Origin of the sequence: Anaerobacillus sp., assembly GCF_046314235.1 — a bacterium.
GTDB lineage: Bacteria > Bacillota > Bacilli > Bacillales > Anaerobacillaceae > Anaerobacillus.
Genome location: NZ_JBKBWN010000013.1, coordinates 16,691 through 33,116, shown reverse-complemented (window position 1 = coordinate 33,116; position 16,426 = coordinate 16,691). Strand labels below are relative to the sequence as shown.

9 protein-coding genes and 1 pseudogene are annotated in these 16,426 nt (G+C 38.9%); 9 read left to right on the top strand and 1 reads right to left on the bottom strand.

The genetic code is table 11. The annotated features are described in order from the left end of the window. Positions 1–73: 73 nt before the first annotated feature. The 4 genes from ACK4M9_RS16705 to ACK4M9_RS16690 all read left to right on the top strand — a co-directional run bounded on the left by ACK4M9_RS16705 (position 74) and on the right by ACK4M9_RS16690 (position 2,049). The gene (locus ACK4M9_RS16705; RefSeq protein ID WP_409852983.1) at positions 74–586 is read left to right on the top strand and encodes a hypothetical protein; all 513 of its coding nucleotides are present in this window, start codon (positions 74–76) and stop codon (positions 584–586) included. Between the two features lie 144 nt (positions 587–730). Beyond that, positions 731–1,126: an NUDIX hydrolase gene (locus tag ACK4M9_RS16700; protein ID WP_409852981.1), complete on the top strand. Its 396-nt coding sequence runs from the start codon at positions 731–733 to the stop codon at positions 1,124–1,126. 113 nt (positions 1,127–1,239) lie between these two features. Further along, positions 1,240–1,542, top strand: a complete 303-nt coding sequence (locus ACK4M9_RS16695; RefSeq protein ID WP_409852978.1) for a hypothetical protein — start codon at positions 1,240–1,242, stop codon at positions 1,540–1,542. Positions 1,543–1,647: 105 nt separating this feature from the next. Beyond that, a complete protein-coding gene (locus ACK4M9_RS16690) occupies positions 1,648–2,049 on the top strand; it encodes a DUF3888 domain-containing protein (protein WP_409852975.1) in 402 nt (133 codons plus the stop codon). Between the two features lie 131 nt (positions 2,050–2,180). Here the strand turns inward: ACK4M9_RS16690 and ACK4M9_RS16685 are convergent, their stop codons facing one another. Next, on the bottom strand, positions 2,181–2,720 hold the full coding sequence (locus tag ACK4M9_RS16685; RefSeq protein ID WP_409852972.1) for a DUF4367 domain-containing protein: 540 nt from the start codon (positions 2,718–2,720) through the stop codon (positions 2,181–2,183). A gap of 117 nt (positions 2,721–2,837) precedes the next feature. Here ACK4M9_RS16685 and ACK4M9_RS16680 point away from each other — a divergent pair, with 117 nt between their 5' ends. The 5 genes and pseudogenes from ACK4M9_RS16680 (at position 2,838) to ACK4M9_RS16660 (ending at position 16,396) form a co-directional block, all read left to right on the top strand. Next, the gene (locus ACK4M9_RS16680) at positions 2,838–3,377 is read left to right on the top strand and encodes a hypothetical protein (protein ID WP_409852969.1); all 540 of its coding nucleotides are present in this window, start codon (positions 2,838–2,840) and stop codon (positions 3,375–3,377) included. 440 nt (positions 3,378–3,817) lie between these two features. Beyond that, positions 3,818–5,089, top strand: coding sequence for an ATP-binding protein (locus ACK4M9_RS16675; protein ID WP_409852966.1), 1,272 nt, complete (start codon positions 3,818–3,820; stop codon positions 5,087–5,089). Between the two features lie 455 nt (positions 5,090–5,544). Then, on the top strand, positions 5,545–6,513 hold the full coding sequence (locus tag ACK4M9_RS16670) for an alpha/beta hydrolase (protein WP_409852964.1): 969 nt from the start codon (positions 5,545–5,547) through the stop codon (positions 6,511–6,513). A gap of 1,115 nt (positions 6,514–7,628) precedes the next feature. Continuing rightward, positions 7,629–7,834, top strand: a pseudogene (locus ACK4M9_RS16665) (transposase); the annotation flags it as partial. 336 nt (positions 7,835–8,170) lie between these two features. Then, positions 8,171–16,396, top strand: a complete 8,226-nt coding sequence (locus ACK4M9_RS16660) for a glycoside hydrolase family 94 protein (RefSeq protein WP_409852961.1) — start codon at positions 8,171–8,173, stop codon at positions 16,394–16,396. The last annotated feature ends 30 nt before the right edge of the window (positions 16,397–16,426 follow it).

Below are 16,426 nucleotides of genomic sequence, written 5' to 3'. Positions count from 1 at the left end.
AACGGAACAGTAAAAGTAACTTTTTTTTATTAGAGTATAGAGCAAACAATTCATTAATATTAGGAGTGATCTTATGGCATCATTAAAAGGCAGTATTTTTTTTAGAATTGTGAGTTCGTTATTAATTAGCTGCATTTTATTTATGAGCGTTAAGATCTCGAATGTAGAAGCTCTGTCTTGTGCCGAGCCAGACCCTCCCTTAAAAGAGATGGTGTACTCGGAAATCGTCTTTAAAGGTAAATTTGTTTCAAGTTCAAAAGATAAATTGCATTTCAAGGTACAGAAATTATGGAAAGGCCAAGTTGGCAATAATATAAGCTTATATGAAAATTATTGGACGGAATTCATTCCTGGAAACGAGTACATAGTATTTGCCGGTAAGGACGAGGGCAAGCTTCGTCCAAGGTTATGTGGAAATACAGGGGTAGCTTCTCCAGATCTTGAAAATCAACTTGGGAATATTATTCCGCTTACAGAGCAGCAGCCAAACCCAGCACCCTCTTGGTCTAGTATTCTATTTACAATTGCTGGATTAATATTTATTGGGATTTTATTTTATTGGTTTCGAAAGAAATACTTCAAGTAAAGCGTTCATATCTCAGTAATCCCGCGGTAGATTGATTGACTGGGTTTTCGAAATAGCAACTATCAAATCGGAAATAGCTGTTAACACTGATTTAATATTAAGCTGTTTATCTAAAATTATTTTTGTGATTTCGAGGGGGAGAAAATGAGAAACCGAGGTTCCGTTGTACTTATCCAAGGTAAAAAAGTTGGATTAATCAAAAGAATAAAGAATGACTCTGTCTATTATGTTTTCCCCGGCGGTGGAATTGAAAATGGAGAGTCACCAGAAGAGGCAACGAAAAGAGAAGCCTTTGAGGAATTGGGAGTTGAAGTTAAGGTTAATGAATGCATTGCAAAAGTTGAATTTAATGGCACGCAATATTTTTTCTTATGTGAAATAATAAGTGGAACCTTTGGTAATGGTGCAGGTGAAGAGTTTACTTTTAGAAACAACGACAGAGGAACGTATATTCCAATATGGGTAGATATAGAAAGGCTACCATCTATAAATGTAATACCTAAAGAAGTTGCTTTAAAGGTACAATCTTTATTCAATTAACAAAAGCGATAGAAAAAACGAGCTATTACTTGAAACATTTCATGGCTATTAATCGTATATGTTGTAAGAGCATTTATTAAAAACGAACAAAAAACAATTTAGGGGGACCAAAATTGGAAGCATTTATTTATATCATTTTTTTATTACCATTATATCTTGTATTAATTTGGACGTACTTTAACCCTGAGGAAAGTATGCTATTTGGGAAGAGGTGGATGTATAGAGAAGATCCTGAATTTTCAAATGCTGCAGTTGCCTATGTTAAATTTGCTGCGGTACTGGCTATGCTTATACAAACGATTATAGTGGCTAGTTTAATCTTTGATAGTTACCTAATCCGACTATTACTAGTTTTAGCATTGTTTCTATATATCATTTACAGTGTGTTTAAACTTCGCAAAAAGGTATTGAACTAACGTGGGCACACTGAAAGAGAATATCTTTCAACGCGCTTCTGAAGTAATGTTTCGTAATTGAATAAATTCTGTTTAGTTTCAAAAACTAGGCAGAGGTGATAATTTATGAAAAAAATAGCCGCTGTACTTTTGTTAGCAATATTTTTAACAGGCAATCAAACGCCTACTTTTTCACAGACAATATATGAAGCTGATACGGAATTTTGTGACACCCTCAAATATGCACTAATTAATAGCCTAAGAGAGCCGATTGATCAAGCAATAGCTGAAATTTATAGAGATGATAAGGATGCACCAGCAGGTCTGACTTGGGCTGCATATGATTCGGAAATCTTAAAGATCAAGCAAGTATATGGCGTAGGCGGCGCTTATGAAGTAACAGTAAAAGTAACTCCATATTACCGTGCCCATATTACTTATGGTGAAGATATAGTTGTAGTAAGTGCAGATGGTAATCTAATCGGATATCAGCATTTAAAAACATACCCTAGAATAGAATTCAATTAATGAATGTTTGGAACCGGTTCCTTTTTTAAAAACAACAAAATAATATAAGCGGTATTTCATCGGTTGTTATGCCGTTGTTTACCGTTTTACATCAACAGAAAAGAACGCTAAAGTTTCAGCGCTCTTTTTCCTTATTTCATAGAATTTGCAATTTTTATCATCTGTTTTTTATTGAAATGTGAAGAGTCCATTTCAATATAAGTGTCATGATCTATCCACCACAAAATTCCTCCAGGCATCCAACTTTGTCCCCATGGAACAAACCTACCCTCATTACCATTGATCACTATTTCTTCTCCCTTCTCAAAATTTGGTGTAAACTCTACAAACTTAATTTCAGTTTCTGATTGATTGTTTGGATGAACAATGATCTCTATCCTTTCTTCTTGATAATTAGTAGCCTTATGCTGAGTGATCCCAATTAGTAAGTTTTCGCCTGTTCTATCAAAATAATGGAGCCTGACTTTTCCAATGCTTTTTGTTAGGTCAAGCGGATAAGGTTCTTTTATCTCTGATCGTTTTATAGATAATTTTTTCGGAATTAATAATTTGAAATCAGTTAGTTCTTTCAAATCATTAATAGTTTGTTTATCAAGATTAGCCAATACTGCGGTGTGATTAATTGGTAGTAAAAAAATTATTGTCAATAGTACGAGCATTATAGTTCTCATCAAAAATTCCCCCTTCCAATATTCCGTAGTTCAGTTTATGATTAGTCTAATAGTGGGATATTATTCCATTACTTGAGCTGCAAGGAACATTAATTACATAAACATTGGAGGACATAAATGAAAAGGAAAACGTTCTTTATTTTATTTGGAAGTACATTGCTTTTCATAGGTTTAATCATTTGGTACAGACTTCCAAAAGAACTAAACAATACTTATGAAGGCGTATTATTTAATTTAGGAACTGAAAATTCAGCTACAGAAAAAATCGTTAATGTTGAATTGAATGGGAAAGTACAGAGAAGTCTATTCGGCTATAAAACATATAAAGGCACGATAGTTATCGATGGTGAAGTAATTCCGCCGTTAACTGCTAGGTATGCAGAGGTGGAATTTAAAGTAGGGAGTGGCTATTCAAACGGCAATACTATTCAATTCATTGACGATGACCTAGATGGTAATTACATATTCGGAACTATTTATATTAGCGATGATCTTAGTGCGTTAACAATTGCAATTAATGAACAACTGGAATTAGGTGGATCACAGTGGGACAGTGGAGATGGGTTGGTTTTATCAGCGCCTGCTACTACTAGAAAAGCCGCCTTAAACATTACAAATGAATTAATGAAACACCAGTCATTAGATCCCTTTGAATAGAGTTGAAAAAAACTGTACAACTATATTTGATAAATGAATTGCAATAATTCAATAAAGATATATAAGTAATCAAACTATTAACCTATTAGTCCAAAAACGAAAGGCGCTGGAACGATACTGTGAGATTAGTAAGCATCAAAAGTGAAGAATTGAAAATGTCTGACTCAGTTGAAATGAACTGGGTCATTTTTTATGGAGTTTGGTATCAATGTGCAAATCTAGCTAAATCTACCGAAATTTCTAATTTGATTTTATGTTTTTTGCAGTTGATTCGGAATCGGTGATGGGTTGTTACATGTTTATGTCTTTTTTAGTGGAATTAACAGCGATTCACTCATTTTAGGTCGCATTAAATGCAGGGATGTTGTAGTATATGTCGAATTACCTATTATTCAAATAGAATGAAGATTGCGTGAAAATAGACTAGGGTGGGAAAATGGATGTACAATTATCTTGAGGCATTATTATTGAATATGCTCTTTTTGGTTGTTTTTTTATTATTTATTCCGCATATAATTGAAACTAATTTAAAGAATTTATCTAGCAAGCAGAAAGAACAGATAAAATTAGGCTCTACAATAGTGGCGATGATAAGCTGTATGTCTTTTCCTTTTCAAATTGGGGACGAGATTTTCATGGATTTACGGACTGTCGCCATCATGGTAGGTGGATTTTACCTTGGTAGAAAAGCGACTGTGATTTTAGTCGTCATTTTTCTAATTTATCGTAGTTATTTAGGTGGATTAGGAAGCGGAGTATTAGCAGCAGTGACTGCTGGCACAATTCTTTTAATAGCGCTATTTCTCCTTCATGACATATTTAATAAAGCGACAAAACGAAAGAAGGTTTTCATCGCATGTAGTTTTTCTTTGTTTTTATGCATTATTCTTTTGGTAGTGCGGGCTATCCTATTTGAACATTTAATTTGTTCTGATTATATGGCGATGATAGCATTTTTATCAATTCACTTACTGAGTACATTTTTTATTGTTTATTTTTATGAAGTGATGAGAGAAACTGTTTATCTTAACAAGCAAGTGATTAAGGCAGAAAAATTAGAGATCGTTAGTCATCTAGCATCGAGTATTTCACATGAAGTACGAAACCCACTTACTGTTGTTAAAGGTTTTTTACAAATGTTAACTAAGGATAAATTGGATGAAGAAAAAAGGGACATGTATATTGAATTATCTCTAAACGAAATTGATCGAGCAAATGATATCATTGTAAATTACTTAACTTTTGCCAAACCAGCCCAACCAGAATATGTAATCATTGACCTTCAACGAGAATTAAATCGTTCTATCGATATGATTAGACCAATGGCAAACATGCACTGTGTTGAAATAGATGCTAACATTGAACCAAGTTATATAAAAGGAGACACACAACTTTTACAGCAATGCTTCTTAAATATTACAAAAAATTGTATTGAGGCAATGCCTAATGGTGGCAACCTTTTGATAAATACTAAAGAAATCGATGGGGATATAATGATAGAAATAACGGATACTGGAGAAGGAATGACTAAAGAACAACTTCATCGATTAGGAGAGCCTTTTTTTACAACGAAGGGTCGAGAAGGGACAGGACTCGGTATGATGGCAGTTTTAAAAATCATCGAGAACATGAACGGTAAGCTTGATGTTAAAAGTAATGTAAAAGAAGGGACTAAATTCAGTATTTACTTTCCACAGTCACAGACACCGTAATGTAGCTGACACAATTTAATAGGGGAAATAGGGATATCTTCGACTTGAGATCGTCTCTAGTAGACGAAAGTAAAAGCATTTCTTAATAGAGATGCTTTTTATTGTGTACTAGGCATGGCAACTATCTAGGTGGTGAAAGTCCACTGCAAATTCGGTGCCAGGCACCGATAGGAATTGGAATTGCGGTGCCTGGCACTAAAAATCACCAGGGCCTCCCTAAATTTACTATTTACAGGTGACCGTGTTTATGGAAAAATTCATTGACAGGAAAATACCGGGTGGCCTTGCCTTGATTGGTATGAGGTAAACGAACTTGAAAATCTTGCATGTAATCTAGTAAACTTGTGTTATAGTTTCAGCATCAGCAATGCGATAATACTTTAAGAATTAGTTTAAGCATCAACACGCGTAGATACCTTAATAAATTTCAAACATGATTGGGAGAGAAGAAAGACATGAAATTCAGAAAGAAAATTATCGTACCAGCAATTGTTGGTTGCGTTTTAGTTGTTGGTTACTTTATGATAGGCAATTATTTTTACAATTATGCTCTTAATGCAAATGATCAAAAAGAGTTTTTAGAGGATAATCCAAATTTAGCGAAGAGTGAAGCGGTTATGGCTGATGTAGCCGAAGCGGCTAAACTTGCAGACTATGAATTTAAAAAGCAGCATCCACCTTCAACTATGTCAATTTTTTCAAACGATCAACTTGAGTTGAAGTTACAGGCAGATATATATCAAAACGGAGAAGGTAATCCGAAATGGGCGATCATAACACACGGCTATACATCGAATGCAGCAGCTATGACGAGATGGGTTCGTAACTTTCATGAACAAGGATATAATGTTTTAGCCCCTGATCTTCGTGGACACGGAAATAGCGAAGGAGATTACATTGGCATGGGCTGGCATGACCGCTTAGACATGTTAGCTTGGATCGATGAAATCATCAAGATGGATCCAGATGCACAGATTGTATTATTTGGGATCTCAATGGGTGGGGCAACGGTGATGATGACCGCAGGTGAGGAACTACCACCGAATGTGAAGGTTATCGTTGAGGACTGTGGTTACACCTCTGTTAGTGGTGTATTCATCTATCAATTGGATGATTTGTTCGGTTTGCCTGAGTTTCCAGTTTTAAGAGCGGCAAACACTGTGACAAAGCTACGTGCAGGGTATGATCTTTACGAGGCTTCAGCTTTAAAGCAATTAACTAAGAGTAAAACGCCGATGCTGTTTATTCATGGAGATAACGATACCTTTGTTCCGTATACGATGTTAGATGAATTGTACGAGGCAGCCCCAGTTGAGAAGGAAAAGCTAATTATTCCTGGTGCGGGCCATGGCGAAGCTGAAATCGTAGATCCGGAGTTATATTGGAATACGATTTGGAACTTTGTAAGTAACTATATTGACTAATAGTTAATAAAGGAAAACAATGAGGCTGGGACAAAAGTGTCTGACACCACGCCAGACCTTAAATATAGATAATCAGATTTATCAAATATCTATATTTATTTCCTGGCGGTGTCTGACACTTTGTTATGTCCCAGCCTCATTTTTACTTATGCTGAAATTTCAATTTATTGTTCTGGATCTTTATAGATATCAATCTCACTTGTAACTATATTGTCACATGGCCTGCAGTCATACTTCCGTGCGGTACAGCCCATGTCAATTAGTGGTTATCAATGCAGGATAAATTAGTAACGACTGCGGTTTAGCTTCGGACAGGTTCAAGCTGAAAAAGAGAAAAGTAGTCCGAACCTTGGCTAACTTCGGACAGGTTCAAGCTGAAAAAGAGAAAAGTAGTCCGAACCTTGTTCAACTTCGGACAGGTTCAAGCTGAAAAAGAGAAAAGTAGTCCGAACCTTGTTCACCTTCGGACAGGTTCAAGCTGAAAAAAAGAAAAGTAGTCCGAAGCTTGTTCACCTTCGGACAGGTTCAAGCTGAAAAACAGAAAGTAGTCCGAACCTTGGCTAACTTCGGACAGGTTCTAGCTGAAAAAAAGAAAAGTAGTCCGAACCTTGTTCACCTTCGGACAGGTTCAAGCTGAAAAAGAGAAAAGTAGTCCGAAACTTGGCTAACTACGGACAGGTTCAAGCTGAAAAAGAGAAAAGTAGTCCGAACCTTGACTAACTTCTGACAGGTTCAAGCTAAAAAAACGAAAAGTAGTCCGAACCTTGGCTAACTTCGGACAGGTTCAAGCTAAAAAAACGAAAAGTAGTCCGAACCTTGTTCACCTTCGGACAGGTTCAAGCTGAAAAAGAGAAAAGTAGTCCGAACCTTGTTCACCTTCGGACAGGTTCAAGCTAAAAAAAAGAAAAGTAGTCCGAACCTTGGCTAACTTCGGACAGGTTCTAGCTGAAAAAAAGAAAAGTAGTCCGAACCTTGTTCACCTTCGGACAGGTTCAAGCTGAAAAAAAGAAAAGTAGTCCGAAGCTTGCTCACCTTCGGACAGGTTCAAGCTGAAAAAGAGAAAAGTAGTCCGACAGGTTCTAGTAGAATTATGATGATATCCTTTCAAAACGTAGAAGCTTTCAGAAGACAAGACAAGTTCTATCTAACGTAATCAGAAGGTCGATGTGGAACCAGTTTTTGGATTCTTGAAGGCTAATTTGCGTTTCACTCGATTTTCTGTACGTGGAAAATCTGTGGAAAATCTAAGGTTGTAAACGAAATGGACCTTGCATTAATGGCCGTGAATTTACGGAAATTCACGGCTAATCACTTAGAATGAATTTAGGGTTACTATAGAAAAAAATAGATAAAAGTAAAATTGATTGCGTCAATTTCACTTTTATCACTATTTAGAAGCTAGTTTTGTCCCAGCCCCTTTTTTCTTTGTCATTAAAAACTTCTTTACATTTACAGAATGCGACTTCCTAATTTTATAGCAAAAACCTTGAAACATGCAATGGAACAAGGTTTTTTGAGAGTACAGCAGATCATATCAGGAGCGAATCGTCCTCAATCTCCTTTCTTAAATAAATCAAAATAAAGATTCTATGAATAATTCCCCCCTTAAAAGAGAAAATTTTTATAGATGCACCAATAAATACCTTGGGGGAATTAGATGATTTATATGGATAAAATAAAAGAACAAGCTCATAATTGTGCACTTATACATGATCCATTTATTATTCGTAAAGCATCGAAACAATTTTTCAAGAAAAATGATTTAAACATACAGAAACTACGGGATTTTGTAAAAGTGTTACAGGATAAAAAGAGTTCATGTTCTCAACCTGCGGAAGAATGGTTGTTAGATAATGTAGAATTCATAGAAGAACAAGTGTTGGTTATTAAAGATGAATTATCAAAAAAATTTGTAAATTCTTTGCCTCATCTGAGTAAAACAGAAGAAGCGAGAATCTTTTCAATCTGTTCTGATTATCTTAGCTTTACAGATGGACAATTAAAGAAAGACACTTTTCTAACGTATATTAGATCCTATCAGGAGGTATCGGTCTTAACATTAGCTGAAGCATGGGCACTGCCATTGATGATGCGAGTTGTCGTAATCCAGAAATTAACGGATGTCATGGATGTGATTAAGGAACGCCATGATGTATGCACACAAGTTGAAAGTTTATTATCTAGGACAGACACGTCTACAATTACGCCGGAAAAGCTAAAGCAGGAACTGGAAGAAGCAGGACATGAAATGCCACTATCGGGTTCGATGATTGTTCATTTAGTAAAACATCTTCGTGAGCATGCGGATTCCTCACCAACTGTTGGTGAGTGGTTAATGTGTAAATTAGAAAACGGGCCGGAAAGTCTGGATCATATTTTGTCCTATGAATACCAGCTTCAGGCAAATTATCAGGTGACAACTGGCAATCTAATTAGTAGTCTACGGAGTCTTTCGCGGTGGGATTGGCGTGAGGCTTTTGAGGATATTAGCATTGTTGAACAAACCCTTCGTAAAGAAAGTACTGGTTGCTATTCGAAATTGGACTTTACAAGTCGAGACACACTTCGCAAGCGAGTCGAGAAACTAGCTAAGCGTTTCCAACTGCCTGAGAATTTAGTCGCAGCCCAAGCAGTGGAGTTAGCAGATGGTGCTGCAAAGGAGCTAGCAACGACGGAAACTAACGATTTACCAAGGCAAGCATATGTCTCCTATTATCTGTTAGATCCAAAAGGGCTTTATGCATTGCGAGAAGGACTCAAATCGTGTGGAAAACCGAGGGCATTACCTGAAAAAGTCTTTTTACGGCGAGCAACAGGAACTTATTTCAGTGTGCTAGCCGTTTCCTTACTAATAGCAATGACCGTATTTATTGGGTATATCGGCTGGGAGCAACTTTTAACCCCAATGGAATGGCTTGTCATTGCCATTGTCCTTTTGTTGCCGGCAACGGAGTGGAGTGTATCTTTCGTACATTGGTTTATTGAGAGAATTAAACATCCAATTCCGCTATTACGATATGATTTTTCAAAAGAAATTCCCGATGATGCATCAGCAATGGTTGTCATTCCGGTTATTTGGTCTACGGTAGAGGAAGTAGAGGAACTTCTCGATCGTTTAGAACTACATTACCTAGCGAATCGCGACAAAAATCTTCATTTTGCGCTTCTTGGAGATTACAAAGATAGTGATATGGAGAGCACGGCTGACGATGAAGTCGTATTGGAAGCAGCTATATCTGGAATTAAACGTCTTAATCGAACCTACCCAAATCAAGCTTTTTACTTGTTTCAGCGTAAAAGAAAATGGAATTCTTCAGAAAAAGTGTGGATGGGCTGGGAAAGAAAACGTGGAAAATTGGTTGAATTTGTTGAACTATTAAAAGGGCATCAGGATACGAGTTATAACAAGATTGAAGGAGAACAATCGTTTCTTTCGCAAATTCGTTACATCATTACCTTAGATGCGGATACTCAACTTCCTTTAGAAAGCGCTCAAAGGATGATTGGAACGATACACTTACCTTATAACAGACCGAGGTTAAACCAAACTGAAACGAGAGTCGTCGAAGGCTATGGTATCCTTCAGCCACGAATTGGCATGAGTCATGAAGCAGCGATGAAATCTCGTTTTGCGAGCCTTTGGTCAAGTGACACTGGAGTTGATCCGTATGCTTTTGCCGTTTCAGATCCTTATCAAGACGGATTAGGACAAGGAATTTTTACCGGAAAAGGAATCTTTGATGTCGACACATTTTACAAGGTTTTATGCGAGCGAATCCCTGAAAATCGTTTGTTAAGTCATGACCTACTAGAAGGTGGTTTTTTAAGTACTGGCTTACTATCAGACATTGAGTTAGTTGATGATCATCCTTCTCGGTTTAGTGCCTATCAAAAACGGCTCCATCGCTGGGTTAGGGGAGATTGGCAACTTTTATTATGGCTTTTCCCAAAAGCTAAAAATCGACGTGGCGAATTAGTGCCTGTTGATTTAACAATACTGACACGTTGGCAAATCATTGACAATTTGCGCCGAAGTATCCTACCGCCAGTACTTTTTGCGATCCTAATACTGGCAATAACGGTGCTACCTGGCAATTTCATTCATTGGTTTGTTCTAGTGTTTGCGACATTTATGATTCCAGTGATACGACAAATTATAAATGTTAAAGCGATATTTTTGCATCGAAAAAGTATCGGGTATACCTTTGCTCAAGTATTGGTTTCCATTATAACGTTACCTTTTCAATGTGTGGTATTGTTGGATGCGATTGCCCGAACGTTGTATCGGCTTGGAGTATCAAAACGCGGCTTATTAGAATGGGTACCTGCTGCTGATGTCGATCGTCAAAGTAAACGAAATGGAAGCTTGTCTGGAATGTACGGTGGATACGCTCTTGTAGCTATCTTTTTTCTAGCAGCTTTATCGTTTGGAAATGAAGTCATTTTAGTCAGCTCCGCGTTATTAAGTGTGATTTGGCTTTTGGCGCCATTAGTCATTAATTGGTTGGATAAACCTTCTCATCAAGATGAAGTTAGCTTTTCTAATGATGAGAAGGAAGATTTGCAAAAGTTGTCCCATCAGATCTGGTCTTTTTACGAAGACTATGTCACGAAAGAGGACAATTGGCTACCACCTGACAACGTTCAATTTGAACCGCCAAATGGGATCGCACATCGTACCTCGCCTACAAATATTGGATTGTACTTAACTTGCGCTTTAGCTGCGAGAGACTTTGACTTTATCGATACTAGAGGGTTAATTGATCGCTTTGAACGAACGTTAGATACAATCGAAAAAATGGAAAAGTGGGAAGGGCATTTATATAACTGGTATGACACACAAACGTTACGTCCCTTACATCCGATTTACGTTTCGACAGTTGATTCAGGTAACTTTGTTGTCTGTCTAATCACCGCAAAGGAAGGTCTAGCTGAGTGGCTTCAATTAGGCGGTGGAACTGAAAAAACTAGTGACGATAGTAGGGAAAACAAAGAATCGCTTAACATTGCTTTTTCGGAGGAACTTACGCCAAAGTTTGGGAAAAACATCGAGAAAAAAGTTCAGGATCGCTGGTTTAATAGAGGGAAGCGGTTGTTAGATCGTTTGGATCAATTAATTGAAGAAACGAACTTCCGACCATTATATAACCATAACTCGAATTTATTTTATTTAGGCTATCATGTGGAGCGACGTCAACCGGATGAAGTTCTATACGACTTAATGGCTTCAGAGGCGAGGCAGGCAAGCTTTGTTGCCATTGCACTTGGACAAGTGTCAGTTTCACATTGGAATGGATTAGGTCGGACGCTAACCAAGGTAGGGAATAAACCATTATTGCTATCGTGGTCTGGAACAATGTTTGAATATTTAATGCCGTGGTTATTTATGAAAACTTACAAAAATACGCTCTGGGATACGACTTATCAGGCTGTTGTTAATAGGCAAATTGATTATGCACAGCAGAGAGGAATCCCATTTGGCATATCTGAATCGGGTTATTATGCATTTGACTATCAAATGAATTACCAATACCGAGCATTTGGCGTTCCGGGGCTAGGATTTAAGCGTGGTCTTGAGCAGGACTTAGTGGTAGCTCCTTATGCAACAATTCTCGCGTTACCTTTTGCAAAGCAAGATGGACTTGCTGCCTTAAGGAAATTAGAGGATTTAGACGGTAGGGGGAAATACGGATTTTATGAGGCGCTTGATTTTACTCAAGAAAGGCTTCCAAAAGGTCGTAAGCATATCACGATTCGCAGTTACATGGCACATCACCAAGGGATGAGCATGTTAACGCTTGCGAATTTACTGTTACCAAAAACGATGTATGATCGTTTTCATCGCAATAAACAAATACGTTCAGCAGAACTCTTGTTACAGGAACGTATTCCTAAAAAAGCGAAAGTGATCAAGCACCCAGCGATTACACGTGTTCATGAGCCGTATTCAGAATTCGTTGAATCTAAAGTGTCATTTCGAGAGTTTACCTCTGTTGATACAAGGACTCCTGAGGTCTGTGTCCTTTCAAATGGGAAATTTACGTCAGTCGTTACGAATAGTGGTAGTGGATTTAGTCGCTACGAAGGACTATCCGTATCTAGGTGGCGGGAAGACCCAGTGGCTGATCCATGGGGTAGCTATGTATATATTTATGATGTCTCAAAGGACAAGACTTGGTCACCATCTTATCAGCCATGTAAAGTGGAAGCTAAGCAACAACGTGTTCAATTTGGCTTAGATCGAGTGACGTTCCTTCGTGAAGACGATGATATAAACACAACAATGGAAATCTGTGTATCACCGGAGTGGAACGCTGAAGTTAGGCGGATTTCCTTAACGAATGTCAGCGAAGAAACGAAAATTTTAGAGGTTACGACGTTTGTAGAACTTGCTATGGCTAACCCTATTGCTGACGATGCACACACTGCTTTTAGCAAGCTGTTCATTCGTACAGCTTTTGATGAAGACACAGGTTGTCTAGTAGCTGGGCGGAGACCACGTGAAGAAAAGGATAAAACACTTTGGGCTGCACACTCTCTAATGGTCGAAGGCGATACCGTTGGCGGACTGGAGTATGAGACAGATCGCTCTAGTTTTATTGGGCGTGGGAATCAGCTTGCCAACCCACAAGGGATTAGCTCTCACTTAAAAGGAAAAATAGGTTCGGTTGCTGACCCTGCTTTTGTCATGAGAAGGCGGATCACGGTTGAACCGGGGGAACAAGTCCAATTAAAAGCAGTTACGTCTGTCGCTAATACGCGGGAAGAGGCCATTGATATTGTGCATCGATTCGCAACAGAGCAAGCGGTTGAACGAGCTTTTCAACTGGCGTGGAACCGTGCAGAAATCGAATTAAGAAATTTACATTTGAGCCATCGAGAAGCGGCTGGATTTCAAATTTTTGCTGGTCATGTGCTATATAACGCTCCATTTCGTCAGGAGCGACAAAATAGCATCTTAAAAAATCAAAAGGGACAGTCAAGTCTTTGGTCTTATGGTGTATCTGGAGATCGTCCAGTGATCCTTGTCCAAATTGACAATCAAAATCACTTACCTTTTGTTGCGAAGCTGTTAACAGGGCACGAATACTTGAGAAGATTAGGGGTTTCGTTTGATCTAGTTATCCTAAATGAATCGGAAGAAGGGTATCAACAAAACCTCCAGGAAGCGCTTCAGCGTGCCGCAGAATATGGTGTTGACCGATTTGGTGAAGGAGTGTCTGGCGTTTATGTAGTTGCTGCTAGTCAGTTACCTGAAACGGATAAAATCTTACTACAGTCAGTTGCACGTGCCGTCTTACGTGCAGGTGGTGCAAGTTTATTTGCACAAATGCGTTTACCTAATTCTAAATCTGAGCTTCTATTACCAGGACTTTTAGTCCCAGAAGCTTCTAGTGAGCAAGAGACAATCGTCACTGGAGGTTCAGAGCAGGAGGAAGACCAGAAGGATTGGTTGTACTTTAATGGTTGGGGCGGCTTTTCTCCTGACGGAAAAGAGTATTTTATCCAAATAAAAAATGGAAATCACTTACCTGCTCCTTGGATCAATGTTATCGCAAATCGCAAGTTTGGTTTTCTTATTTCAGAACTTGGTACTGGCTACACTTGGTGGCGAAATAGCCGCGAATGTAAGCTAACCCCATGGTCGAATGATCCTGTCCTTGATCCAGCAACGGAAACTGGATTTTTAAGGGATGAAGGAAGTGGAGAAGTGTGGTCGTTAGCCCCTTCCAACTCTCATTCGAAATCTGCCTATAAAGTTACACACGGCAGAGGGTATACAAGCTTTAATCATCAAAGAAATGGGATTAAACATGAAATGACGATGTACGTCCCGCTAGAAGATCCAGTGAAGATTATTAGGCTTAAGCTTGAAAATCAAACTTCAAAGCAGAGACAGATTTCGTTGACCTACTATGCTGAATGGGTGTTAGGAGTACAACGTCAATCGACCGCGCCGTATATTGTAACGGATTGGCTATCAGAGGCAAATATCCTAACAGCAAAAAATACGTACCAAGAAACGTTCCGAGAGGCGACTGCCTTTTTAGGAATCTATACAGATCAGGATAGTCAACAAAATCAAGATCTTACTTGGACTGGTGATCGTGCGGAGTTTATCGGACGTAACCGTAGCGTCGAAAACCCAGCTGCGTTGGAAAGAGATCGATTATCTGGTCGCATAGGCTCTAATTACGATAGTTGTGGCGCAATTCAAAAGAAAATTACAATCGAACCAGGCGAAGAACAAGTAGTTTATGTCTTGTTAGGCTGTGATAGTTCGAACGAGGCTGTCATTAGTTTAGCGAAAAAATATCGTTTAAAATCTAGTTGTGAAAAGGCTCTAGAAGAGGTGACTCTTTTCTGGAATCGACATCTAGATCAAATAACCGTTTCTACCCCTTCACCTGAAATTGATATTCTTTTGAACAGCTGGTTGTTATACCAATCGCTTGCCTGCCGCATGTGGGCGAGATCCGCTTTCTATCAAGCGGGTGGCGCATATGGCTTCCGAGACCAACTCCAAGATTCCTTGGCATTGTTGCACACTCTCCCGGAAGTGACAAGAGAACAAATTATTCGCCATGCTTCCCATCAATACATCGAAGGCGATGTGCAGCATTGGTGGCATGAAGAGACAGAGCGCGGTATTCGCACCTTATTTTCCGATGATTTACTCTGGCTGCCATACTGTGTTTCTAGATATATCGAACATACAGATGATAAGACGGTCTTGGATGAGGTGGCACCGTATCTCATTAGTGATCAACTTCGTGAAGGTGAACACGAACGGTATGAGCCAACCGTACTTTCATCTGAAACAGGAACGGTTTATGAGCATTGCTTACGAGCCATTGATAAAGCATTAAGTCGAATTGGTGAGCACGGTCTTCCATTAATCGGAGTAGGGGACTGGAATGATGGGATGAACCTTGTCGGTGCAGAGGGTCGTGGTGAAAGCGTCTGGTTAGGTTGGTTTATTTGTGACGTGTTACAGCGCTTTGCGATTGTTTGCCGTGAACAAGGTCAACCAGATAAGGAAGCTCATTACTTGAAAGTAAGAGAACAGTTGACAGCAGCATTAAATGAACATGGTTGGGATGGTCAATGGTACCGTCGAGCGTTCACTGATTCGGGCCAATGGTTAGGATCAGCTCATAATGAGGAATGTCGTATTGATGCAATTGCGCAATCTTGGTCTGTCATTTCAGGTGCTGCTCCAAGAGACAAAGCAGTACAAGCGATGCGCTCATTTGATCGAGAGTTGGTTGATCGGGAGCTTTCGGTTGTACGCTTACTAACTCCTGCTTTCGATAAGACAGAACCTAGCCCTGGGTACATCCAAGGATATCCACCTGGGCTTCGAGAAAATGGAGCTCAGTACACTCACGGTGTCATTTGGGGAATTGTAGCATGGTGTCAGCTTGGAGAAGCAGATAAGGCATTAGAAATGTTTAAAATGCTTAATCCAATGACACATACGAGAACAGATCACGAAGTAAGACAGTATACTGGTGAACCTTATGTGATGGCAGCTGACGTTTACACGGCAGAGCCACACAAGGGGCATTCAGGTTGGACGTGGTATACAGGGGCTTCAAGCTGGATGTACCAAGCAGGAATAGAATGGATTCTTGGAATAAGACGTCGCGGCGAGAAGCTGTATATTGACCCTTGTATTTCAAGCGAGTGGCCAGGTTATACGGTATCCTACCGATTTGGAGAGACCATGTATGAAATTACTGTAAAAAACGAATCAAGCACTACAAAAGGCGTAAAACGATTAATCATCGATGAAAATGAAGTTCCTCTTTCAGGAGACGGGGCGTATGTCGTATTAGAAGATAACCAAAAGAAACATAATGTCGAAGTAATAATGTAAAAAAAGAATGTGCCCATCTGGAAAGTCCAG